The sequence below is a fragment of the Variovorax sp. 679 genome (assembly GCF_003952185.1).
Lineage (GTDB): Bacteria > Pseudomonadota > Gammaproteobacteria > Burkholderiales > Burkholderiaceae_C > Variovorax.
The window spans coordinates 370,382-394,275 of sequence record NZ_RXFS01000003.1; the positions used below are offsets into that span (position 1 = coordinate 370,382).

Consider the following 23,894-nt stretch of genomic DNA (forward strand, 5'->3'; position numbering starts at 1 on the left):
CTATAGCGAGCCTCCCGTCGCGTCGAGCGTGGCGGAAGCCAGCACCCGCAGGCACAGCTCCTCGTACGCGATGCCCGCGGCGCGGGCCGACATCGGCACCAGCGAATGGCTGGTCATGCCGGGCGAGGTGTTCATCTCCAGCAGGAAGGGCTTGCGGTCGCTGGCGCGGATCATCACGTCGGCACGGCCCCAGCCGCGGCAGCCGAGCGTGCGGTAGGCAGCCAGCGTGATGCTCTGGATCTCGCGCTCCTCCGCCTCGGGCAGGCCGCTCGGGCACTGGTACTTCACGTCGTCGGTGAAGTATTTGTTCTGGTAGTCGTAGGCGCCCTCGGGCGCGGCGATGCGCACCACCGGCAGCGCGCGCGCGTCGAGCCCGTGGCCAAGCACGGCGCAGGTCACTTCCTCGCCCTCGATGAATTCCTCGCACAGCACGTCGGCGTCGTACTTGGCCGAGAGGGCGACCGCGTCCTGCATCTGCGAATAGCCCTGCACCTTGGTCACGCCGATGGACGAGCCCTCGCGCGGCGGCTTCACGATGAGCGGCAGGCCCAGCACGTCGGGCACGGCCATCACCTGTTCGCGGCTTTGCTGGTCGAAGGCCAGGCGCACGTACTTGGGCGTGGGCAGGCCGTCGGCCTGCCAGATGCGCTTGGTCATGACCTTGTCCATCGCCACGCTCGAGGCCATCACGCCCGAGCCGGTGTAGGGAATGCCGAGCAGCTCGAGCGCGCCCTGCACGGTGCCGTCCTCGCCATGGCGGCCATGCAGCGCGACGAAGCAGCGGGCGAAGCCTTCATGCTTCAGCTCGGCCAGTTCGCGCTGCGACGGATCGAACGCATACGCATCGACGCCGCGCGAACGCAGCGCGTCGAGCACGCCGGTGCCCGACATCAGGGAGACTTCGCGTTCGGCGGAACTGCCGCCGAACAGCACGGCAACCTTGCCGAAGAGTTTGGGGTCCTGAAGGCTCATGAGGCCCTCCCTTTGCGCGAACCGCGCTCCGATGTTGAGGGGGCGGCGGCCGCACCGGCCGCTGCGCCGAGTTCGACGACCTTGCCCGGCACCGCGCCGATGGACCCGGCGCCCATGGAGAGCACCACGTCGCCCGGACGCGCGTTGTCGAGAATGGCTCGCGGCATGGCGGCGATGTCGTCGACGAACACCGGCTCGACCTTGCCCGCCACGCGCAGTGCGCGCGCCAGCGTGCGGCCGTCGGCGGCCACGATGGGCGCCTCGCCCGCGGCATAGACCTCGCCGAGCAGCACCGCGTCGGCCGTGCCGATGACCTTCACGAAGTCCTCGAAGCAGTCGCGCGTGCGGGTGTAGCGGTGCGGCTGGAAGGCCAGCACCAGCCGGCGTCCCGGGAACGCGCCGCGCGCGGCGGCGATGGTGGCCGCCATCTCGACGGGGTGATGGCCGTAGTCGTCGATCACGGTGAAGGTGCCGGCTGCATCGCCCCCCTGCACCGCCACGTCACCGTAGCTCTGGAAGCGCCGGCCCACGCCCTTGAAGCCCGCAAGGCCACGCTGCACCGCCTCGTCGGAGATGCCCAGCTCCACGGCCACGGCGATCACCGACAGTGCATTGCGCACGTTGTGCTCGCCCGGCAAGTTCAGCACGATGGGCAGGTCGGGCAGCGTGACGCCGTTGCGGCGCTGCGCGGTGAAGTGCATCTGGCCGCCGACGGCGCGCACGTCGATGGCGCGCACCTGGGCGTCCTCGCCGAAGCCGTAGCTGGTGACCGGGCAGGTCACGTCGGCCACGATCTCGCGCACCGCCGGATCGTCGGTGCAGAGAATGGCCACGCCGTAGAAGGGCATGCGGTGCAGGAAGTCGACGAAGGCCTTCTTGAGCTTCGCGAAGTCGTGCCCGTAGGTTTCCATGTGGTCGGCGTCGATGTTCGTGACCACCGCCATCACCGGCAGCAGGTTCAGGAACGAGGCGTCCGACTCGTCGGCCTCCACCACGATGTAGTCGCCGCTGCCGAGCTGCGCGTTGGCGCCGGCGCTGTTCAGGCGTCCGCCGATCACGAAGGTCGGGTCGAGCCCGGCGGCGGCGAGCACGCTCGCCACCAGGCTGGTGGTGGTGGTCTTGCCGTGCGTGCCGGCAATCGCGATGCCCTGCTTCAGGCGCATCAGCTCGGCCAGCATCAGCGCACGCGGCACGACCGGAATGCGCTTCTCGCGTGCGGCCAGCACTTCGGGGTTGTCCGACTGCACGGCGGTCGAGGTGACGACCGCGTCCGCGCCGTCGATGTGCGCGGCGGCATGACCCACGAAGGTGGCGATGCCCAGGCCGGCGAGGCGGCGCAGCGTGGCGCTGTCGGACAGGTCGGAGCCGGAAATCTTGTAGCCCAGGTTCAGCAGCACCTCGGCGATGCCGCTCATGCCGGACCCACCGATGCCCACGAAATGGATGTGACGAATCGCGTGCTTCATTTGGCAAGCTCCTCGCAGGCGCGGACGACCGCCTCGACGGCTTCGGTCTTCTGCATGGTCTTGGCCTTGGCGGCCTTCTCTATCAGCGCATCGCGCCCGGTTTTCTGTAGCAAGTCAGCCAGCAATTCAGGAGTGAGGTCGACCTGCTGCACCAGCCAGCCGCCGCCCGCGTCCACGAGGAAGCGCGCGTTGGTGGTCTGGTGGTCGTCGACCGCCGAGGGGAAAGGCACGAACAGCGCTGCTGCGCCGACGGCCGCGATTTCTGTGACGGTGCTGGCGCCTGCGCGCGCGACGATGATGTCGGCATCGGCATACGCCTGAGCGGTGTCTTCGATGAAGGGCGTGAGTTCGCCCTCGACGCCCGCGGCCTCGTAGTTGGCGCGCAGCTCGTCGATCTGCTTGGTGCCGCTCTGGTGCAGCACCTGCGGGCGCGCGGCCAGCTCGATGCGCGCCAGCGCCTGCGGCACCACGGTGTTGAGGCCGCGCGCGCCGAGGCTGCCGCCCACCACCAGCAGCTTCAGCGGACCGGTGCGGCCCGCGAAACGCTCTGCCGGTTCAGGCTTCGAGGTGAAGGCCGCGCGCAGCGGGTTGCCCACCCATTGCGCCTTCTTCAGCACGTTGGGGAAGGCGGTGAACACGCGGTCGGCCACGCCCGCCAGCACCTTGTTGGCAAGGCCCGCCACCGAGTTCTGCTCGTGCAGCACCAGCGGCTTGCCGACCAGCACGCCCATCATGCCGCCCGGGAAGGTGATGTAGCCACCCAGGCCCACCAGCACGTCGGGCTTCACGCGGCGTACCACGCGCAGGCTCTGCCAGAAGGCGCGCAGCAGCTTCAGCGGCAACAGGAACAGCGTGAGCGGGCCCTTGCCGCGCACGCCGCCGAACTGCACGGGCTCGAAGGCGAAGCCGCGCGGCGGAACCAGCTTTTCCTCCATGCTGCCGGGCGCGCCCAGCCAGTGCACCTTCCAGCCTCGTTCGCGCAGGGCTTCGGCCACCGCGAGTCCGGGGAAGATGTGGCCGCCGGTGCCGCCGGCCATGACGAGTGCTGTGCGGCCGGTCATACGCGACCTCCCCGCATCAGCACGCGGTTTTCATAGTCGATGCGCAGCACGATCGCCAGCGCCACGAGGTTCATCAGGATCGCCGAGCCGCCGAAGCTCATCAGCGGCAGCGTCAGGCCCTTGGTCGGCAGCGCGCCGAGGTTCACGCCCATGTTGATGAAGGTCTGGAAGCCCAGCCACACGCCCACGCCCTGCGCCACGAGGCCCGAGAACACGCGGTCGAGCGCGATGGCCTGGCGGCCGATGTGCATGATCCGGCGCGTGAGCCAGAGGAACATGCCGATGATCAGCAGCACGCCGATCAGGCCGAACTCCTCGCCGATCACGGCCAGCAGGAAGTCGGTATGCGCCTCGGGCAGCCAGTGCAGCTTCTCGACGCTGCCGCCCAGGCCCACGCCGAAGACCTCGCCGCGCCCGATGGCGATCAGCGAGTGCGACAGCTGGTAGCCCTTGCCGAGCGCGTGCTCCTCGCTCCACGGATCGAGGTACGCAAAGATGCGTTCGCGGCGCCATGGGCTGCTCGCGACGATCGTGCCGAAGGCCACCACCACCAGCGCGGCAATCAGGAAGAACATGCGCGCGTTCACGCCGCCCAGGAACAGGATGCCCATGGCGATCACGGCGATCACCATGAAGGCGCCCATGTCGGGCTCGGCCATCACCAGCATGCCGACCACCACCACCGCGACGCCCATCGGCAGCACGGCGCGGAAGAAGCGCTCCTTGATCTCCATCTTGCGCACCATGTAGCTGGCGGCGTAGAGCACCATCGCGAGCTTGGCCAGCTCCGAGGGCTGGAAGCGCATGAAGCCCATCGGCAACCAGCGGCGCGCGCCGTTCACGTTGATGCCGATGTGCGGAATGAGCACGGCCACCAGCAGCAGCAGCGAGGCCACGAAGAGCCAGGGCGCGGCGCGCTCCCAGGTCTTCATCGGGATCTGGAAGGCCAGCAGCGCGGCGATGAACGCGAACACCACCGAGGCCGCGTGCCGTGTGAGGAAGTACGAGGCGCTGTAGCCGGCGCGCGCGAAGCGCGGGTTGTCGGGCAGCGCGATGGAGGCCGAATACACCATGATCAGGCCCCAGGTCAGCAGCGCCACCGTGACCCAGACCAGCGCCTGGTCGAAGCCCAGCACGCGCATCGGCGTGGCTTTTGTCTGCGCGATGCCGGCGCCGCCCAGCCGCACGGGCAGGTGCACGGGCAGCGAGTCGATCCCGCTGCGGGCGCGCCTGAACCAGCCGCCGAAACGGCTGGTGGATGCGTTGGGCGTTGCGCCTGAGGCGGCAGAGTTCAAACCGGGTCCTCCGTCGTCGAATCGCCCAGGCCGCGCGGGCTGTCCTCGTAGGCCTGCACGGCCTCGCGGAACACCTCGGCGCGGTGCGCGTAGTCCTTGAACATGTCGAAGCTCGCACAGGCCGGTGACAACAACACGGCATCGCCGGGGTTGGCGCGCGCGGACGCGAGCTTCACGGCCTCGTCCATCGAGGCGGCGTGCAGCAGCGAGACGCCCGTCGATGCCAGCGCGGCTTCGATGAGCGGCGCGTCGCGGCCGATGAGCACCACGGCGCGCGCGTACTGGCGCACCGGCGCGGCCAGCGGCTCGAAGTCCTGTCCCTTGCCTTCGCCACCAAGGATGACGACCACGCGGCGCTCCTCGCCGAGGCCGGTCAGCGCGGCCGCCGTGGCACCGACGTTGGTGCCCTTGCTGTCGTCGAAATACTCGATGTCGTCAATGATGGCGACGGGCTCCACGCGATGCGGCTCGCCGCTGTACTCGCGCAGGCCGTAGAGCATGGCGTTCAACGGGCAGCCGGCGGCGCTGGCCAGTGCAAGCGCCGCCAGGGCATTCATGGCGTTGTGGCGGCCGCGGATGCGCAGCGCGTCGGCGGGCATCAGGCGCTGCAGGAAGATTTCTTCTTCCACCACGGCGCCCCGCTTGCGCTTCTGGGTTTCATCGGCTTCCAGCGCGCGCACCAGCCAGGCCATGCCGTTGACGCGCTCGATGCCGTAGTCGCCCGGGCGCAGCGGCATGGCACCGCCGAAGGTGACGTGCGTGCGGATCTGCGGACGCTGCAGCTTGACCTTGACGGGCGCGGGCAACATGGCCATCACGCCGGCATCGTCGCGGTTGAGGATCATCAGGCCTTGCGCGCCGAAGATGCGCGCCTTGGCCGCGCCATAGGCCGCCATGTCGCCATGCCAGTCGAGATGGTCCTGCGTGAGGTTGAGCACGGTGGCGGCGGTGGGCTCGAAGCCCTGCACGCCGTCGAGCTGGAAGCTGGACAGCTCCAGCACCCACACCTCGGGCAGCGTGTCGGCATCCATGTGCGCCGAGAGCGTGTCGAGCAGCGTCGGGCCGATGTTGCCGGCGACGGCCACGGTCTTGCCGGCGCGCTCGACCAGTTGGCCGGTGAGCGAGGTGACTGTCGTCTTGCCGTTGGTGCCGGTGATGGCGAGCACCGCGGGCGTGTAGCCCTTGGGCGCCTCGGGTTCGACGGGCGGCGCCAGTTCGAGTTGTGGCGAGGCCTCTTCCTCGACGGCTGCCGAGGCTGGATTTGTGGCGGAGATTTCGGCGATTCTCGCGACGAATTCCGCGGCTTCCTTCGCGGCGGTCGGAACGTAGGGCTTGCCGGTGACGGGCAGGCGCGAAGCGGTGGCAGGCGCGGCAGCGGGCGCCGCTGCCGGGGCTTCGGGCGTTTCGGCCGCGACCGCCTCGGTGGCTTCCGATGTCGATTCGGGCGCGACTTCTGCTGCCGGCTCTTCTGCGACAGCCTCCACGGCCTCGGCCGGCGCAGGCGTTTCGTCCTGCGGCGGCAGCACGGCTACGCTCATCGACGGATCGCGCGGCATGGCCTCGGCCTGGGCGGGCACAACCGGTTCGGGCGCAGGCGCGACGGCGGCTTCAGGCGCTGCAGCTTCGGCATGCTGCACCGGCTCAGCCTCGGCCACTGCCTGATCGGCGGGCGCGGGTTCGTCCAGCGGCAGCTGCGCCTGAGCTTCGGGCTCGACGACTTCCACAGGCGCTTCGGCCACAGGTTCAGCCGTGGCTTCCGCCTCGGTTTCCGGCTCGGCTTCCACCACCGGCACATCGACGGTCCGCAGATCGAGCAACGCACGCGCGAACAGGTCCAGCTCACCGCCCACCGGCAGGCCCACGGCACGCGCCGCGTCCGCCACCGGCGCGATGGTCTCGGGCGACAGGCCCGGCGAGCGGTACACGGCGCGGATCGGCGTTCCCTCGACCAGCGCGGCCGAGAACGGCCCGCCGACGAAGCTCACGCCGGGCAGCTCCTCGCGCAGCGTGGAGAGCAGCGCCGGCGCCTCGCGCGTGTCGGCCACGGTCACGACCGCGCCGTGCCGCGCGCACCAGCGCGTCATCGCCAGCCCGGACGCGCCGAGGCCGAGGATGAGGACGGGGAGGTCTTTCAGGTGCCGCATGCTTCTTCTCTTCTTCCGTTCACCGCAGCTTCAGCGTCGAAAGGCCCACGAGGCACAGCAGCATCGTGATGATCCAGAAGCGCACCACGACCTGCGTCTCGCGCCAGCCGCTCTTCTCGAAGTGATGGTGCAGCGGCGCCATCTTGAGCACGCGCCGGCCTTCGCCGAAGCGCTTCTTCGTGTACTTGAAGTACGTGACCTGCGCCATCACCGAGATCGCCTCGACCACGAAGATGCCGCCCATGATGAAGAACACGATCTCCTGGCGTACGATGACCGCGATGGTGCCCAGCGCGCCGCCGAGCGCCAGCGCGCCCACGTCGCCCATGAAGACCTGCGCCGGATGCGTGTTGAACCACAGGAACGCGAGCCCCGCGCCGGCCATGGCCGAGCAGAACACCAGCAGCTCGCCCGAGCCCGGGATGTTGGGGAACAGCAGGTACTTGGAGTACACCGCGCTGCCCGTGACGTAGGCGAACACGCCCAGCGCCGAGCCCACCATCACCACCGGCATGATCGCCAGCCCGTCGAGGCCGTCGGTCAGGTTCACGGCATTGCTCGCACCCACGATCACGAGGTAGGTGAGGATCACGAAGCCGATGCCGCCCAGCGGATAGCTCACTTCCTTGAAGAAGGGCACCAGCAGGTTGATCTTGGGCGGAAAGTCGAGGTCGAAGCCCGACTGCACCCATGCGAAGAACAGCTGCACCACGCGCCAGTTGGAGCTTTCCGAGATGCTGAAGAGCAGGTAGAAGCCAGCGATCAGGCCGACCACCGACTGCCAGAAATACTTCTCGCGCGAGCGCATGCCTTCGGGGTCCTTGCGCACCACCTTGCGCCAGTCGTCCACCCAGCCGATGGCGCCGAAGCCCATCGTGACCCACAGCACGATCCACACGAACCTGTTCGAGATGTCGAACCACAGCAGCGTGGCGAAGGCGATGGAGAACAGCACCAGCACGCCGCCCATGGTTGGCGTACCGCTCTTGGTCAGGTGCGTTTCCATGCCGTAGCCGCGCACCGGCTGGCCGATCTTGAGCGCGGCGAGGCGGCGGATCACGTAGGGGCCGGCCACCAGGCCGACCACGAGCGCCGTCAGCGCGGCCATCAGCGCGCGGAAGGTGAGGTACTGGAAGATGCGCAGGAACCCGAACTCGGGCGACAGCGTCTGCAGCCATTGGGCCAGTGTCAGCAGCATGTGGTTTCGCGCGGCTCATGCGTCATGGCCGCCCTCCTCTTGTTGTTGTGGTTGTTGTGCCTGTGCCTCGACGACCTGCACCACGCGCTCCATCTTCATGAAGCGCGATCCCTTCACGAGCACGCTGCCGACCTGCGGCAGGCGCGCGAGCACGGCCGCGCTCAGCGCGCCGAACTCTTCGAAATGACGTCCGTCGGCACCGCCGAAGGCGGCGACGGTGTGCGCCGTCGCGGCGCCCAGCGCATAGACGGACTCGATGCCGCGCAGGCGGGCGTGTTCGCCGACCTCGGCGTGGAACTCGGGCGAGCGGTCGCCCACCTCGCCCATGTCGCCGAGCACAAGCAGGCGCGGGCCCGGCAGGGCTGCGAGCACGTCGATGGCGGCGATCACGGAATCGGGGTTGGCGTTGTAGCTGTCGTCGACCAGCGTGATCGCATGGCCGCCGGGCAACGCGATCTCGCTGGCGCGCGAGCGGCCCTTGACCGGCTCGAAGGCCGACAGGCCGGCACCGATGATCTCCAGCGACACACCCGCCGCGAGCGCGCAGGCCGTGGCGGCAAGTGCATTGACGACGTTGTGCCGGCCCGCGATGTGCAGGCGTGCATCGAAGTCGCCCACCGGCGTGCGGATGCTCACGGCCCAGGCGCCCTGCTTCCATTCGGCGCCTTGCAGAGAGACGTCGGCGTCCTCGTGCTCGCCGAAGGTCAGGCAGCGGCGCGAGCCGCCGTCGAGCGCCATGTCGGTCCACAGCGAGGTGAACTCGTCGCCGTAGGGGAAGACGGCCGTGCCGTCTTCGGGCAGTACAGCGAACACGGCCGCGTTCTCGACGGCCACCGCCTCGACGGTGGCCATGAACTCCTGGTGCTCGCGCTGCGCGTTGTTGACCAGCGCGATGGTCGGGCGCGAGATGGCGGCCAGCCGCGCGATCTCGCCCGGATGGTTCATGCCCAGCTCGAGCACCGCGCGCTGGTGCTGCGCGCGCAGGCGCAGCAGCGTGAGCGGCACGCCGATCTCGTTGTTGAAGTTGCCGGCCGTGGCCAGCGCACGCTCGGCGCGGAAGGCGAACAGCACGGCCGCGATCATCTGCGTCACCGTGGTCTTGCCGTTGCTGCCGGTCACGGCGATGAGCGGCAGGTCGAACTGCGCGCGCCAGCCCGCGCCGAGCGCGCCGAGCGCGACCAGCGAATCGGGCACTTCGAGGCCGGCGAGGCCCGCGGCCTCCAGCCCGTGGTGCGCAATGGCGGCCACCGCCCCCTGCTTCTTCGCGTCGGCGAGGAAGTCGTTGGCGTCGAAGCGCTCGCCCTTGAGCGCGACGAACAGGTCGCCGGGCGCGAGCGTGCGCGTGTCGGTGTGCACGCGGGCGATGACGGTCGAGGCGTCACCCACCAGGCGCGAACCCGGGATCCACTGCTGCACCTGGGCCAGCGTGATGTCGAGGGGCGTCGTGATGCCGGTCATGCCGTGGCTCCCCGCCTTGCCAGCGCCTGCAGCGCGTGGGCCTTGTCCGAGAACTCGATGCGCTGGCCGGCGATTTCCTGCCAGGCCTCGTGGCCCTTGCCGGCGATCAGCACCACGTCTTGCGGCGCGGCTTGTGCGATCGCGTCGGCGATGGCGGCCGCGCGATCGGGTTGCACCTGCGCCGCGTCGGGGCGAGAGAAGCCGCGCAGCACCTGGCTGATGATCGCGTCGGGCTTTTCGCTGCGCGGGTTGTCGCTGGTGACGATCACGCGGTCGGCCTGGCGTTCGGCGACGGCGGCCATCATCGGGCGCTTGATCGGGTCGCGGTCGCCGCCGCAGCCGAACAGGCACCAGAGCGCGCCGCCGCGCTGCTTCGCCAGCGGACGCAGGCCGATCAGCGCCTTGTCGAGCGCATCGGGCGTGTGGGCGTAGTCGACCACGGCCAGCGGCGTTCCTTCGCCGGTGCCCGCGCGGTCCATGCGCCCCGGCACGCTGGTGAGGTTGGCGCAGGCGGCCACGGCCTGCGCCAGCGTGAGGCCCAGCGCGCGCAGCGTGCCGAGCACGCCCAGCAGGTTCGACACGTTGTACTGGCCGATGAGCCCGGTCGACACGCGCTCCACGGCAGCCGTGCCGTGCTCGGCCACCGAGAACTGCAGGCCCTGCGCGTCGTAGCCGATGTCGCGCGCCACGAGGCGTGCCGGCTTGCCGCCGGCCGAGACGGTCCAGACGTCGAGCGCGCCGATGCCGGCGTCGATCAGGTTCGCGCACAGGCTGGCGCCGTGCGTGTCGTCGATGTTGATGACCGCCGCACGCAGGCCGGGCCAGCGGAACAGCTCCGCCTTGGCCTGCCAGTAGGCGTCCATGCTGCCGTGGTAGTCCAGGTGGTCCTGCGTGAAGTTGGTGAACACGGCCACCGCGATCTGCGCGCCGTCGAGGCGGCGCTCGGCGATGCCGATGGACGAGGCCTCGATGGCGCAGGCGCCGAAGCCGCGCTCGACCAGCGAGCGCAGCTCGCGCTGCATCATCACCGGGTCGGGCGTGGTGAGGCCGGTGTAGGTCAGCTCGGGCGGCACGCCGATGCCCAGCGTGCCCATCACGGCGCAGGGCGACGGCGCGTCGCGCTGCATGGTGCCGTCGGGCTTCATCACGCGAACGCCACCCGCCGCGCGCAACGTGGAGAGCGATTCGGCCAGCCACCAGGCGGTGGAGGTCTTGCCGTTGGTGCCGGTCACGGCCAGCAGTTCGAGCAGGGCCGAGGGGTTGTCGTAGTAGGCCGAGGCGATCGGGCCGGTGGCGGCCTTCAGGCCGGGGTAGCTCACGACGCGCTCATCACCATCGAAGCCGAAGGGCTCGACGCCCTCGTGCTCCACCAGGCAGACAGCGGCGCCCTGCGCCAGCGCCGCCGCCACGTGCTTGCGCCCGTCGGTGGCGGCGCCGGGCCAGGCGATGAATACATCGCCCGCGCCCACGGCACGGCTGTCGGCATGCAGCGCGGCCTGCGGCGCGCGCTCCTTGAGCCAGGCGGCCACCAGTTGGGGGGAAGTGAAGGTCAGCATCTTCAGAAACTCTCGTCGACGCCCTGCGTCATCACAAGCGGTTTGACCGCCAGGTCGGGCGGTACGTTCATCATGCGCAGGGTCTGCTGCACGACTTCGCTGAACACCGGGGCCGCTGCCAGGCCGCCGTAATACTGGCCGTCGCTGGGTTCGTCGATCATCACCGCGACGATGATGCGCGGCTTCTCGATAGGCGCCATGCCGGTGAACCAGGCGCGGTACTTGTTGCTGGCGTAGCCCTTGCCGACCTGCTTGTGGGCCGTGCCCGACTTGCCGCCGACCGAATAGCCGACCGTCTGCGCGCGCGTGCCGGTGCCGCCGGGGCCGGCGGCCATCTGCAGCATCTTGCGCACGGCCAGCGCGTTCGACGGCGAGAACACGCGCACGCCCACCGGCGGCTCGGAGTTCTTGAGGATGGTCACCGGGATGAGCGAACCGTCATGCGCGAACGAGGTATACGAGTGCGCCATCTGGAACAGCGACGCCGACAGGCCGTAGCCGTAGGCCATGGTGGCCTGCTCGACCGGCTTCCAGGTCTTCCAGGGGCGCAGCCGGCCCGTGACGGCGCCGGGGAACTGGATCTGCGGCTTCTGGCCATAGCCCAGCGCGGTGTAGGTGTCCCACATCTCGTGCGGGGTCATCTTCTGGGCGATCTTGAGCGCGCCGACGTTGCTCGACTTCTGGATCACGCCTTCGACGGTCAGCGTGCCGTAGTTGTGCGTGTCGCTGATGGTGAAGCCGCCGATCTGGTAGCGGCCAGGGCCGGTTTCGATGAGCGTCGAGGGCTTCACGCGGCCGGCCTCCAGCGCCATGCCCACCGTGATCGGCTTCATGGTCGAGCCGGGCTCGAAGGTGTCGGTGAGCGCGCGGTTGCGCAGCTGCTCGCCGGTCAGGTTCTGGCGCTTGTCGGGCACGTAGCTCGGGTAGTTGGCCAGCGCCAGCACTTCGCCGGTGACGGAGTCGAGCACCACCACGCTGCCGGCCTTGGCCTTGCGCGCGGTCACGGCGTCGCGCAGCTTCTGGTAGGCGAAGAACTGCACCTTGCTGTCGACGCTGAGCTGGATGTCCTTGCCGTCGAGCGGCGGAACGATATCGCCCACGCCTTCGACCACGCGGCCGAGGCGGTCCTTGATGACGCGGCGCGAGCCGGCCTTGCCGGCCAGGTCCTTGTTGAAGGCCAGCTCGATGCCTTCCTGGCCGTTGTCTTCCACGTTGGTGAAGCCCACCACGTGCGCGGCGGCCTCGCCCTCGGGGTACTGGCGCTTGTATTCCTTGCGCTGGTAGATGCCCTTGAGGTTCATCGCCGCGATCTGCTTGGCGATGGGCTCATCGACCTGGCGCTTGATCCAGACGAAGGTCTTGTCCTCGTCTTCCAGCTTCTTGTCGAAGTCCTTCTGCGACATCTCGAGCAGCTTGGCCACCTGCTTGAGCTTGGCGCGAACCTCGGGGTCGTCGCGCTCGATGTCTTCCGGAATGGCCCAGATGCTGGGTGCGACCACGCTGGACGCCAGGATGAGTCCGTTGCGGTCGAGGATGCGGCCGCGGTTGGCCGGCAGCTCGAGCGTGCGCGCAAAACGCACTTCGCCCTGCCGTTGGAAGAAGCTGTTGTTGAGCACCTGCACGTACGCAGCCCGCCCCGCCAGCATGACGAAACCCAGGGCGATGCCGGCGACGATGAACTTGCTGCGCCATACCGGCGTCTTGCTCGCGAGCAAGGGGCTGGTGGTGTAGCGCACGCTGCGATTGCCCCGGCTCATCGTGTGGCCCTCGCTGCGGTGGCTGGCTTGGTCGCCGGCTTGGCGGCCGGCTTGGACGTGGTCGTCGGCGCGGGCGCCACCGGCGCGACCGCCGGGATCACGGAACCGTCCGGGCGCACGTACTGCGTGATCGCCGGGGAGGTGGTGCGCATCTGCAGCTGCTCCTTGGCGAGCTTCTCGACGCGCAGTGGCGTGGCCTGCGCGCGCTTCTCGACCTGCAGGCGGTCGCGCTCGGTTTCCAGTCGGCGGGCGTCCTGCTGCACGCGGTCGAGCTCGGTGTAGAGCTGGCGCGACAGGTACTGGGTGTGCACAAGGTACAAAGCCGTCGCAATGACGGCCATCAGCAGGAGCAGGTTCACACGGGCCATGTCAGTCGGCCTCCGTGCGTTCTGCCACTCGAAGAATGGCGCTGCGCGAACGCGGGTTGCCGCCCACCTCGGCGTCGGAGGGCTTGATGCGCTCCAGGGCGCGCAGCTTCATGGCCTTGGGCGCGGCAAACGGCGCGCGGCGGTCGTAGACCTCTTTCGAATGCTTTGCGATGAACTGCTTGACGATGCGGTCTTCGAGCGAATGGAAGCTGATCACCGCGAGCCGCCCGTGCGGCTTCAGCACCGACAGGCTCGCCTCTAGCGCCTGTTGCAGCTCTTCAAGCTCGGCGTTGATGAAAATCCGAAAAGCCTGAAATGTGCGCGTTGCAGGGTTCTGGCCCGGCTCGCGGGTTTTGACCGTGCCAGCCACGAGCTCGGCCAGTTCGGTGGTGGTTGAAACTGGGCCCCGTTCCTGTCGGCGAGCAACAATCGCCTTTGCAATCTGAACAGCAAACCGTTCTTCGCCATAGTCACGGATCACCTCTGCAATCTGCTGTAGTTCGGCCGTTGCCAGCCACTCGGCCACACTCTCGCCGCGCGTGGTGTCCATGCGCATGTCGAGCGGGCCGTCGAAACGAAAACTGAAACCACGTACCGGGTTGTCGATCTGCGGCGAACTCACGCCCAGATCCATCAGCAGGCCGTCGACGCTGGCGTCAGGCAACTCGCCCAGCGAACGGAATCCCTGGTGGCGGATGGAAAAACGCGCATCCGAGATGCGCGCTGCTTCGGCCACTGCTTCCGCATCCTTGTCGAATGCGATTAGCCTGCCTTCCGGCGCCAGCCGCGCGAGGATCGCGCGCGCATGCCCTCCCCGGCCGAACGTGGCGTCCACGTAGGTGCCGGTCGCGGCCGTCTTGCCGGAAAGAAGAGCTTCCACCGCCTCGCCGAGCAGGACGGTCGTATGGGTCCATGGGGTGTTCACAGGGCCCTTTCAGAACGCGAAGTCCTGAAACACATCCGGCATCTCGCCCTGGGTGGCCTCGGCCTCCTTGGCCTCGTACGTGGCCTTGTCCCAGAGTTCGAAGTGGTTGCCCATGCCCAGCAGCAGCGTGTCGCGCGTGATGCCGGTGGCCGCGCGCAGCTCGGGCGACACCAGGATGCGGCCGGTGCCGTCCATCTCGACGTCCATGGCATTGCCCAGGAAGACGCGCTTCCACCACTGCGCCGACATCGGCAGGGCGGCGATGCGCTCGCGGAATTTTTCCCATTCGGGACGGGGGAACACCATCAGGCATCCGTGCGGATGCTTGGTGATCGTGAGCTGGCCGCCTGCCGTCGCGCTCAGGACGTCACGATGCCGGGTCGGCACGGAGAGCCGCCCCTTGGCATCCAGACTGAGCGATGAAGCGCCTTGAAACACGACCACGAAACCCCTGTGTTGGGAGTGCTGCGGCACCCGGAAGGGGCACTACCCGCACTTTTTCCCACTTAACTGCACTTTTTTGCACTGTAGCAGGAAACACTTCGGAAGCAACTGGCCGTTTGGGCTATTTTTTGTAATGGAATCAACGACTTAGCGCCGATTCCAAATCCTTGGAATCGGCGAATTTCGTTGAGAATTAAGCACTTAGCTCACGCAGTGAAAGTGATGCGTGAAGGATTCCCCCGTTACAGGGGGAAGGAGAAGCGGCTTCAGAGGATGAAGCGCGAAAGGTCTTCGTCGTGACTTAGTGCCGCAAGGCGCTGGTCGACATAGGCGGCATCGATGCGGATCGATTGCCCTTCGAGGCGGGTCGCGTCGAAGCTTACCTCATCCAGCAGGCGCTCCATCACGGTCGACAAACGGCGCGCGCCGATGTTCTCGGTGCGCTCGTTCACCTCGAAGGCGATGGTGGCCAGCCGGTTCACGCCTTCGGGCGTGAATTCGAGTGTCACACCCTCGGTGGCGAGCAGCGCCTGGTATTGCTTAACGAGCGACGCGCGCGTCTGCGTGAGGATGCTCTCGAAGTCCGCCACCGACAGCGACTGCAGCTCCACACGGATCGGAAAGCGCCCCTGCAGCTCGGGGATCAGGTCGCTGGGCTTGCTCAGATGGAAGGCGCCGCTCGCGATGAACAGCATGTGGTCGGTGCGCACCACGCCGTACTTGGTGCTGACGGCCGTGCCCTCCACCAGCGGCAGCAGGTCGCGCTGCACGCCCTGGCGCGAGACGTCCGAGCCCTGTGCCTCGCTGCGGGTGGCGACCTTGTCGATCTCGTCGATGAAAACGATGCCGTTCTGCTCGGCATTGGCGATCGCCTGCGCGCGGATCTCGTCTTCGTTGACCAGCTTGGCGGCTTCCTCGTCGGTCAAGAGGCGCAGCGCCTCGGCGATCTTGAGCTTGCGCATCTTGCGCTTGCCGCCGCCGAGCTGGCCGAACATGCCGCGCAGCTGCTCGGTCATTTCCTCCATGCCGGCCGGGCCCATGATTTCGAGCGGAGCGCGGGCCTCGGCGAGGTCGAGCTCGATCTCCTTGTCGTCGAGCTGGTGCTCGCGCAGCTTCTTGCGGAAGGCCTGGCGGGTGGCGTTGCCGGTGCTGTCGGCCGCGGCACCGTCGGCGCCGCGCGCGGGGGGCAACAGCACGTCGAGGATGCGCTCCTCGGCGGCATCCTCGGCGCGCGCGCGCACTTTCACGCTCTCCGCCTCGCGGGTCTGCTTGACGGCGATCTCGGCGAGGTCGCGGATGATCGAATCGACATCCTTGCCCACATAGCCCACCTCGGTGAACTTGGTGGCCTCGACCTTGATGAAAGGAGCATCGGCCAGGCGTGCGAGGCGACGGGCGATCTCGGTCTTGCCCACGCCCGTGGGGCCGATCATGAGGATGTTCTTCGGCGTGATCTCGTGGCGCAGCTTGTCGTCGACCTGTTGGCGGCGCCAGCGATTGCGCAGGGCGATGGCCACGGCGCGCTTGGCGGCCGGCTGGCCGACGATGTGGTTGTCGAGCTCGGAGACGATCTCCTGGGGGGTCATGGACATGGTCAGAGCGCTTCCACCGTGTGGTTCATGTTCGTGTAAATGCAGATTTCTCCGGCGATCGCCAGCGATTTGCGCACGATCTGCTCGGCCGAGAGCTCGGTGTTCTCGATCAGCGCCTTGGCCGCCGACTGGGCATACGCGCCACCCGAGCCGATGGCGATGACGCCGTCCTCGGGCTCCAGCACGTCGCCGTTGCCGGTGATGATGAGGGAAGTGGTGGCGTCGGCCACGGCGAGCATGGCCTCGAGCTTGCGCAGCACGCGGTCGGTGCGCCAGTCCTTGGTGAGCTCGACCGCCGCGCGGGTCAGGTGCCCCTGGTGCTTCTCGAGCTTGGCCTCGAAGCGCTCGAAGAGCGTGAAGGCGTCGGCCGTGGCGCCGGCAAAGCCCGCGAGCACCTTGCCGTGATAGAGGCGGCGCACCTTGCGCGCCGTGCCCTTGATGACGATGTTGCCGAGAGTGACCTGCCCGTCCCCGCCGATGGCGACCTGGTCGCCCTGGGGGGTCTTGCGGCGCACGCTCACGATGGTGGTGCCGTGAAACTGTTCCATCGCAGCCATCTGGGGATGCGCGACGGCAATGCAACCGCCGCAAGGCGGCGCGGGTTTTAGTTTTTCCTAACCGCCACCGTTGCGTGATCGGCAATGCCTACCAGATTGAACAGTGCGGCAATGAGCCGATGCGCATCGACGAACTGCACGCGCTCGCCGTTGGCGTCGCGCGTGCGCACCCAGCTCAGCAGCGTGCCCGCGGCGGCGAGGTCCATGCGCAGCAGCGCCGCGCACGAGATGACGGGCGCCGTGGTGTGGCGCAGGTCGTGGTCCAGCCGCTGCCAGCTCGACAGCGACTCGCCCCGCAGATCGCCCGCCAGCGCGGCGAAGCCGCTGTCGGTGGAGGGAAAGCTCTCGGAATCGCCGCCGACCGACAGCAGCGACCACACTGAACTGGGCCGGCTCGCCGGCGGCGCGGCCAGCGCGGTGCATTCGCCCTTCGGGTCCTGCCAGGAGGGCGGTGACACCTCGTAGGTGATGCAGTAGTTGAGCGCCACCAGCTCGAAGTCGTCGGGCAGGTGCATCATGCGCAGCGCCGCCAGGTGCAGCTGCCACCAGACGTCGTCGGTGCCGCGTTCGTTGTTGGGCGCGGCCTCGGACAGCACGGCCAGCAGTTGGGCCGAACCCATGAAGCGCAGCTGCACGGGCGAATCCGACCAATGGGTGAACAGCACGCGCAACGGCGCGGCGGCCTCGGGCTCGACGGCGTGCAGCGCGCGCCAGTCGAGCGTCCAGACCGAGCCGGCCTTCGACAGCGCACGGGTGAGGTCCATCAGGCCCTCGCGCCCCAGGCGCGTGGGGCAAGTCCAGTCGGCATGGGCGCTGGCGCCTTCGGCGGCAACCCCGGCGGCCTCTTCGCTGGCGGTGACGGCCTTGACGCTGCGGGCCAGTTCCTCGAGCGAAACCCAGTCGGGGCCCATGCGCCGCATGCGCTGCGCATAGCGCATGCGGGCGGCGGCGAACTTGGCGGCGTCGCCCGTTGCACGGTAAAGGTCGAACAAGGCCCGCCAGCGGCTGTCGTCGCGCTCGGCGGCGGCGTCGTGCGCACCTTCGGGAACCGGAGTGCCCTCGGAAGAAGCCAGGGCCTGCAGCAGGATCGCCTCGGCACCGATGTCGTCGCCGTGCGCAAAGCGGATCACCGCCTCCTCGAGCGCGCCGTCGTGCGCAAGGCGCGAGGACAACAGCGGCACGCCTTCGGCCGGGGCGACGGCTGCCGGCGCTGGCGCGCCTTGAACCATCGTCGCCGCCACGGGCAGGGCCTCTGCGGGCTCGGAAAGCAATTCGTCGGTGTGCACCGGCGGCAGGGTCTCGGCGCCGGCGTCTGGCGGCGGGTTGACCAGCGTTTCGCCGTTGGGCCCCCGGCCCTTCCACCACTGCTGCGACATCTGCTGCTCGATCTCGTCGATCTTCTTGAGCGTGAGCGCGCGACCCTCCGATTTCTCGGAGGTGCTGTTGATGTTGAACGAAGACGGCGTGACCGTCGCCTCGAAGGCATGGGCCGCGGCTTCGCGCTGGCGCAGCTTGCGCAGCATGTCGAACTCGCGCCGGCGCACGAAGTCGTTGCGCTGGCGTCGCTCGATCATCTCCTTCAGCATTTCCCTGCTGTAGGTCTGGGCGGGCAGGGAGGAATCCGAGGTCGAGGCGGACGCAGGGGCATCCAGCTCCGACCAATCCTTCAGGGGATTGCGGACAAACTTGGCCACCTTGGAGAGAAGGCGGCCCGATTCTTCCTTTGGCATTCGGCGGAGGCTATCGAAGACGCTGGCTTTTATCTACCTTGCTTTGTTTCAATCCCCGAACATCTTCTGCTTGAGTTCGCGGCGCTGCTGCGCCTCGAGCGACAGCGTTGCCGTCGGGCGGGCCAGCAGGCGGCCGACGCCGATGGGTTCGCCGGTTTCGTCGCAATAGCCGTAGTCGCCCGCGTCGATGCGCTGGATCGACTGCTCGATCTTCTTGAGCAGCTTGCGTTCGCGGTCGCGGGTGCGCAGTTCGAGGGCGTGTTCTTCCTCGATGGTGGCGCGGTCAGCCGGGTCGGGCACGACAACCGTGTCTTCACGCAGGTGCTCGGTGGTCTCGCCGGCGTTCTCCAGGATGCCGCGCTTGAGTTCCTCGAGCTTCAGGCGGAAGAACGCCATCTGCTTCTCGTTCATGTACTCGTCGTCGGGCATGGCGATGACTTCGGCATCGCTCAGCTCGGCGGGCGACTTGGTTTTCCAGTTGTTGACCAGTTTCGGATCTTTCTTGATGGCGAGGGGCGGCGGCGGCACCAGCGCGTTGGAATGGGTCTGCGAGAACGTGGACTTGGCGGCCGTCGATGCCACCGACTGCGGCATCGAGGGGACGGTCAGTTGCGACAGCCGGGACACGCGGCCACCACGCGCGGCGGGTGCGGGCGTGGCGGTTTGAGCGGGCATCGAGGGTGTCGCCGGGGCGGAAGTGGAGGCGGCAGCCGTTTTTTTCATGGGTATCGGGGGGACAGAAGGAACGGCTGCAGGGCGGCCGACGGGTTTGGATGACGATGAGCCCGCGCCCGCGGTCTTGATGGCGGCAGTTGCAGGCTTGGCGGACTTCTTTGTCGCAACGGTCACGGCCTTGGCCGGTGGTGCTGCGGGCTTTTTGGACGGCGCGCTTTTCTCCTTGGTCGCGGAGCCTTGCACGGTGGCGGAAACCTTCTTCACCGCAGGTACAGCCTGCTTCGCAGCCGGCGCCTTCTTAGCGGCGGGCTTGGTTGCTGGCGTGGCCTTGGCGGCGGGTTTCTTCACGGTGACTGGCTCCTTGGACGAACTGGAACGCGCTTTCACTGGGTGTCTCCTCCCATGGAGGCCCCTTGCGGCTTTCAGACCGCACAGGCCCCCGTTGTCGGGGTGCTCGCCAAGTGGCGAACCCCGGGGTTATACCCCCGAAAGCCCGCCAGAAACGTACGGCGCCCCGTGCCGGAAGTCACATCTTGTCCTTGGGAACGGGACATGGCTGCCGGAACAGGCGCGCGATTGTATAGAGAACTCGGACGCGCGGGCGAAGTCCCGGCGTGCCCTCCGACTCCGTTAGCATCGCCCGGCGCCGCCGGAGGGGGTGGCGCGCGGGCCCTGGCCTTTGTCCATATGGCGCCGGGGGCCTATCCGATCATTCCGATCTCATTCGCAAGACAGAAGAAAGCAACAAGCCTTGAACAAGAAAGCAGTTTTGGGAGTCCTGGCAGCCGCCATCGCCGTCGCCTACGGCGGCAGCACCTGGTGGGCCGGATCGCAGATCAAGTCGCGCTACGACACCGCGCTGGACGAGCTGCCGAAGCAGACCGCGCTGGTTCGCGTGATCGAACGCAAGTACGAGCGCGGCTTCTTCGGTGCCGTCAGCACCGTCACGCTGGAAATCGGCTGCGCGGCCGATGCCGCCGCCAGCCAGCCGGCCGCCGGCGCGGAAGAGGAAGCGGAAGACGGCGAGGAAGACGCCGACGCCATCAAGCCGCCGAAGCAGCTGCGCCTGACCATCCGCGACACCATCCACCACGGCCCGCTGGCCGGCGGTACGCTGGCGGCCGCCACCATCGACAGCGAACTGGTGCTCGACGCCAAGGCCCAGGCCGAGGCGAAGAAGCTGTTCGGCGAAGCCAGGCCCGTGTCCGCCCGCACCAAGGTCGGCTTCAACGGTGCCTTCACGACCGACCTGACCGTCGCCCCCGCGAAGCTGGCCGAAGAGGGCAAGGGCAAGCTCGACTGGCAGGGCATGCAGGCCCGCGTCGAAGTCAACGCCGCGCGCACCCAGGCACGCTACGACCTGACGATGCCCGGCCTGGACTTCAGCGAGGCAAAGAGCGGCGTGACCATGAAGATGGGCAAGCTCGTCGCCAAGGCCGACATGGACAGCAGCGCCGGCTGGATCCTGGCCACCGGCAAGACCGAGGGCAAGCTCGACACGCTGGAGTTCGCCGTCAAGAAGAAGGCGGCCGAGGAGGGCTCGGAACCACCGAAGGCCCTGCCCACCGTCCTGCTCCAGAACATCGACCTGGTGGGCGACGCGAGCACCAAGGACGGCCTCTACGCCTCCAGCGCCACGCTCAAGGGCTCCGGCAAGATCGGCGAGACCAGGATCGACAAGTTCGAGCTGACCAGCGGCGGACGCCGCATCCACGCCGCCGGCTACAAGAAGCTGGCCGACGCCTGGATGCAGTCCAGCGCAGCCAACAGCTGCGGCAAGGGCGGCAGCAAGGCCTCGCAGGCGGCCATGCAGGCGCTGATGGAGCAGCTCACGCCCGACCTCAAGGCCATGGCCAAGTACGCGCCCGAGGCCGGCATCGACAAGCTGCTGGTCGAGATCGACGGCAAGCGCGCCGAACTCGGCTACTCGGTCGGCATGGCCGGCGTGACCGACGAAGACCTGCAGCTGCCGGGCACGGCGCTGATGATGAAGCGCGGCGTGCTCAAGGCCCACGCGCGACTGCCCATGAAGTGGATCGAGAAGCTGGCCGAAACCGGCGCCGAGAGCGGCCAGACGCCTCCGCCCGAAATGGTGGCCGGGCTGGTCGAACAGGGCGAGGAGAAGGGCTTCGTGAAGCGCGACGGTGACGACGTCACCGCCCAGGTCGAGTTCAGCGAAGGCGCCCTGAAGGTCAACGGCAAGCCGCTGGGCGGAATGGGTGGCGCTGGCAAGTAAAGCCGCCCTGCCCCAATGACAAACGGCGCTGGCCTCCTGGGGCCAGCGCCGTTTTTTCAGGAAGCCTTCAGTTCAGGCTCAGACCAGGCACTGCTCCAGCCCCTGCTCGAGGATTTCTCGCGGCAGTTCGATGCCGATGAACACCATGCGGCTCTGGCGCGCCTCGTCCTTGCCCCATTCCGGGCCCAGGTCGCTGCCCATGAGCTGGTGCACGCCCTGGAAGATCACCTTGCGCTCGGTGCCCTTCATGTTCAGCACGCCCTTGTAGCGCAGCATGCGCGGGCCGTAGATGTTGACGATCGCGCCCAGGAAGTCTTCCAGCTTGGCCGGGTCGAAGGCGCGGTCGGCCTTGTAGACGAAGCTCTTGACGTCGTCGTCCGTGTGGTGATGGTGGCCGTGGCCGCCTTCGTGCTTGTGCGAGGGGTGGTCGCAATGCTCGCCATGCGCGTGGTCATGGTCGTGATGGTCGTGGTCGTCTTCCTTGAGGAAGTCGGGGTCGATGTCCAGCTTGGCGTTCAGGTTGAAGCCGCGCAGGTCGAAGATGTCCTTCAGCGGCACATCGCCGAAGTGCGCCTTCTGCTGCGGCGCGCGCGGGTTCATGTGCTTCAGGCGGTGGATGAGCGCCTCGGTTTCCTCGGCCGACACCAGCTCGCTCTTGCTGATGAAGATCTGGTCGGCAAAGCCCACCTGGCGGCGCGCTTCCTGGCGGTCGTTGAGCTGCTGCGGCGCGTGCTTGGCGTCCACCAGCGTGAGGATCGAGTCGAGCAGGTAGCTCTCGGCGATCTCGTCGTCCATGAAGAAGGTCTGGGCCACGGGGCCGGGGTCGGCCAGGCCGGTGGTCTCGATCACCACGCGGTCGAAGTCGAGCAGGCCCTGGCGCTTCTTGGCGGCCAGCAGTTGCAGCGCCTCGCGCAGGTCTTCGCGGATGGTGCAGCAGACGCAGCCGTTGCTCATCTGCACGATCTGCTCCTTCGACTCGGTCACGAGGATGTCGCTGTCGATGTTCTCCTCACCGAACTCGTTCTCGATGACCGCGATCTTCTGGCCGTGGGCCTCGGTCAGGATGCGTTTGAGCAGCGTGGTCTTGCCCGAGCCGAGAAAGCCGGTGAGGATGGTCGCGGGGATGAGGGCCATGGAATTGGTGCTCCGGAAGCGGAAAACAGGAAATGGGGGCCGAAAAAGGCGCGGCCCGGCAGTTTAGCCAATGCCACTGAGTTGCGTTGGTGGCAGGGTCAAGCCGGCATTACACGGGCTTCCTGACCACCACCAGGCCCTTCAGGTACTCGCCCTCCGGAAACTCGATGGTCATCGGGTGGTCGGGCGCCGCGCCCAGGCGCTCGGCGATGTAGCCGTCCACGCCGGCATCGAGCCCCGCCGAGGCCACGATCTTGTGGAACAGGTCGGCGCTGATGCCGCCCGAGCACGAGAAGGTCAGCAGCACGCCGCCCGGCTCCAGGATCTTGAGCGCCAGGCGGTTGATGTCCTTGTAGGCCCGCGCGGCGCGCTCGGCGTGCGCCACCGTGGGCGCGAACTTGGGCGGGTCGAGCACGATGGCGTCGAAGGTGCGGCCCTGGTCGATGAAGTCGCGCAGCACGGTGTTGACGTTGGCGTCGAGAAACTCGGTCTCGATGCCCTGCCCCTCGAAGCCATTGAGCGCGAGGTGGCCCCGCGCCCGCTCCAGCGCCGGCAGCGAGGAGTCGACCGACACCAGCTGCGCGCCCTGCAGCGCATCCGCCGCCTTCAGCCCCGCCAGCGCCGCCACCGTGAACCCACCCGTGTAGCAGAAGCAGTTCAGCACGCGCCGGAAGCGCCGGTGCTGCGCCAGTTCGGCAAAACGCTGGCGGCTGTCGCGCTGGTCGAGGTAGAAGCCGGTCTTGTGGCCGGTGGCGACGTCGAGCGACAGCTTCCAGCCATGCTCGCGGATGACGATCTCGGTCGGCCCCTCCCCGCGCAGCCAGCCCGTGACCGGCTTCAGGCCCTCGCGCTCGCGGCCGCTGGCGTCGGAACGCTCGTAGAGCTTCGAAAGGCCCGTGGCCTCGAGCAGCGCGTCGGCCAGCACGCCCTTCCAGCGCTCCACCCCGGCCGACAGAAACTGCGCCACCAGCGTATCGCCGTAGCGGTCGACGATCAGTCCCGGCAGCCCGTCGGCCTCGCCATGCACCAGCCGCACGCCATCGCTCTGCAGGTCGAACAGGCCGCGCGCGTTCACGGCGCGGGCGCACAGCGATGCAAGGAAGGCCGCGTCGATGCGCTGCGTCTCGACAAAGCTCCAGGCCCGCGCACGGATCTTGGAAAGCGGGCTGAAGGCAGCCCATGCGAGAAAAGCGCCGTCGTGCGACTCGACGCGCACCGTCTCGCCGGAGTCGGCGCCGCCGCGCGCGATGGCGGATTCGAAGACCCATGGATGGCGGCGCTGCATCGAGCGCTCTTTGCCGGGTTTGAGGCGAAGGGTTTTCATTG

General features: G+C 68.1%; 19 protein-coding genes. 1 reads left to right on the forward strand and 18 read right to left on the reverse strand.

Going from position 1 to position 23,894, the window contains the following annotated elements; all coding sequences use genetic code 11:
- The 16 genes from EJO71_RS09055 to dksA form a co-directional block, all read right to left on the reverse strand.
- A complete protein-coding gene (locus tag EJO71_RS09055; RefSeq protein WP_125948315.1) occupies nt 1-972 on the reverse strand; it encodes a D-alanine--D-alanine ligase in 972 nt (323 codons plus the stop codon).
- On the reverse strand, nt 969-2,438 hold the full coding sequence (gene murC, locus EJO71_RS09060; protein WP_125948314.1) for a UDP-N-acetylmuramate--L-alanine ligase: 1,470 nt from the start codon (nt 2,436-2,438) through the stop codon (nt 969-971). The genes EJO71_RS09055 and murC overlap by 4 nt, the downstream gene beginning before the upstream one ends.
- A complete protein-coding gene (gene murG, locus EJO71_RS09065; RefSeq protein ID WP_125948313.1) occupies nt 2,435-3,499 on the reverse strand; it encodes an undecaprenyldiphospho-muramoylpentapeptide beta-N-acetylglucosaminyltransferase in 1,065 nt (354 codons plus the stop codon). The genes murC and murG overlap by 4 nt, the downstream gene beginning before the upstream one ends.
- Nucleotides 3,496-4,794, reverse strand: a complete 1,299-nt coding sequence (gene ftsW, locus EJO71_RS09070; protein WP_125948312.1) for a putative lipid II flippase FtsW — start codon at nt 4,792-4,794, stop codon at nt 3,496-3,498. The genes murG and ftsW overlap by 4 nt, the downstream gene beginning before the upstream one ends.
- Entirely contained in the window at nt 4,791-6,938 is a 2,148-nt protein-coding gene (murD, locus tag EJO71_RS09075; RefSeq protein WP_125948311.1) for a UDP-N-acetylmuramoyl-L-alanine--D-glutamate ligase, read from the reverse strand. The genes ftsW and murD overlap by 4 nt, the downstream gene beginning before the upstream one ends.
- Nucleotides 6,939-6,957: 19 nt before the next feature.
- Nucleotides 6,958-8,136 carry a phospho-N-acetylmuramoyl-pentapeptide-transferase gene (mraY, locus tag EJO71_RS09080; protein WP_125948310.1) on the reverse strand — a complete coding sequence of 393 codons (1,179 nt, stop codon included), beginning with the start codon at nt 8,134-8,136 and terminating at the stop codon, nt 6,958-6,960.
- A gap of 15 nt (nt 8,137-8,151) precedes the next feature.
- Nucleotides 8,152-9,594 (reverse strand): UDP-N-acetylmuramoyl-tripeptide--D-alanyl-D-alanine ligase, encoded by a 1,443-nt coding sequence (gene murF / locus EJO71_RS09085; protein WP_125948309.1) that lies wholly within the window; start codon nt 9,592-9,594, stop codon nt 8,152-8,154.
- Complete coding sequence (locus tag EJO71_RS09090) at nt 9,591-11,150, reverse strand: UDP-N-acetylmuramoyl-L-alanyl-D-glutamate--2,6-diaminopimelate ligase (RefSeq protein WP_125948308.1); 1,560 nt, start codon at nt 11,148-11,150, stop codon at nt 9,591-9,593. Before EJO71_RS09090 ends, murF begins: the two co-directional genes overlap by 4 nt.
- Nucleotides 11,151-11,152: 2 nt before the next feature.
- Complete coding sequence (locus EJO71_RS09095) at nt 11,153-12,907, reverse strand: penicillin-binding protein 2 (protein WP_125948307.1); 1,755 nt, start codon at nt 12,905-12,907, stop codon at nt 11,153-11,155.
- Nucleotides 12,904-13,275: a cell division protein FtsL gene (gene ftsL / locus EJO71_RS09100; protein WP_125948306.1), complete on the reverse strand. Its 372-nt coding sequence runs from the start codon at nt 13,273-13,275 to the stop codon at nt 12,904-12,906. Before ftsL ends, EJO71_RS09095 begins: the two co-directional genes overlap by 4 nt.
- Before the next feature lies 1 nt (nt 13,276).
- Nucleotides 13,277-14,200: a 16S rRNA (cytosine(1402)-N(4))-methyltransferase RsmH gene (gene rsmH / locus EJO71_RS09105; RefSeq protein ID WP_125948305.1), complete on the reverse strand. Its 924-nt coding sequence runs from the start codon at nt 14,198-14,200 to the stop codon at nt 13,277-13,279.
- A 9-nt stretch (nt 14,201-14,209) separates the two neighbouring features.
- Nucleotides 14,210-14,638 carry a division/cell wall cluster transcriptional repressor MraZ gene (mraZ, locus tag EJO71_RS09110; RefSeq protein WP_057597021.1) on the reverse strand — a complete coding sequence of 143 codons (429 nt, stop codon included), beginning with the start codon at nt 14,636-14,638 and terminating at the stop codon, nt 14,210-14,212.
- 272 nt (nt 14,639-14,910) lie between these two features.
- Nucleotides 14,911-16,236 (reverse strand): ATP-dependent protease ATPase subunit HslU, encoded by a 1,326-nt coding sequence (gene hslU / locus EJO71_RS09115; protein ID WP_125948304.1) that lies wholly within the window; start codon nt 16,234-16,236, stop codon nt 14,911-14,913.
- A 2-nt stretch (nt 16,237-16,238) separates the two neighbouring features.
- Nucleotides 16,239-16,784 (reverse strand): ATP-dependent protease subunit HslV, encoded by a 546-nt coding sequence (gene hslV, locus EJO71_RS09120; protein ID WP_007832466.1) that lies wholly within the window; start codon nt 16,782-16,784, stop codon nt 16,239-16,241.
- Nucleotides 16,785-16,840: 56 nt separating this feature from the next.
- Nucleotides 16,841-18,523 (reverse strand): STAS domain-containing protein, encoded by a 1,683-nt coding sequence (locus EJO71_RS09125; RefSeq protein ID WP_125948303.1) that lies wholly within the window; start codon nt 18,521-18,523, stop codon nt 16,841-16,843.
- 48 nt (nt 18,524-18,571) lie between these two features.
- Nucleotides 18,572-19,372 (reverse strand): RNA polymerase-binding protein DksA, encoded by an 801-nt coding sequence (gene dksA / locus EJO71_RS34730; protein WP_240651352.1) that lies wholly within the window; start codon nt 19,370-19,372, stop codon nt 18,572-18,574.
- A gap of 577 nt (nt 19,373-19,949) precedes the next feature.
- Here dksA and EJO71_RS09135 point away from each other — a divergent pair.
- A complete protein-coding gene (locus EJO71_RS09135; protein ID WP_240651325.1) occupies nt 19,950-21,434 on the forward strand; it encodes a YdgA family protein in 1,485 nt (494 codons plus the stop codon).
- A gap of 78 nt (nt 21,435-21,512) precedes the next feature.
- Here the strand turns inward: EJO71_RS09135 and EJO71_RS09140 are convergent, their stop codons facing one another.
- Together EJO71_RS09140 and EJO71_RS09145 are read right to left on the reverse strand one after the other, a co-directional pair.
- On the reverse strand, nt 21,513-22,568 hold the full coding sequence (locus EJO71_RS09140; RefSeq protein WP_081271346.1) for a GTP-binding protein: 1,056 nt from the start codon (nt 22,566-22,568) through the stop codon (nt 21,513-21,515).
- A 109-nt stretch (nt 22,569-22,677) separates the two neighbouring features.
- Nucleotides 22,678-23,892: a class I SAM-dependent methyltransferase gene (locus EJO71_RS09145; RefSeq protein ID WP_125948301.1), complete on the reverse strand. Its 1,215-nt coding sequence runs from the start codon at nt 23,890-23,892 to the stop codon at nt 22,678-22,680.
- Nucleotides 23,893-23,894 lie beyond the last annotated feature (2 nt).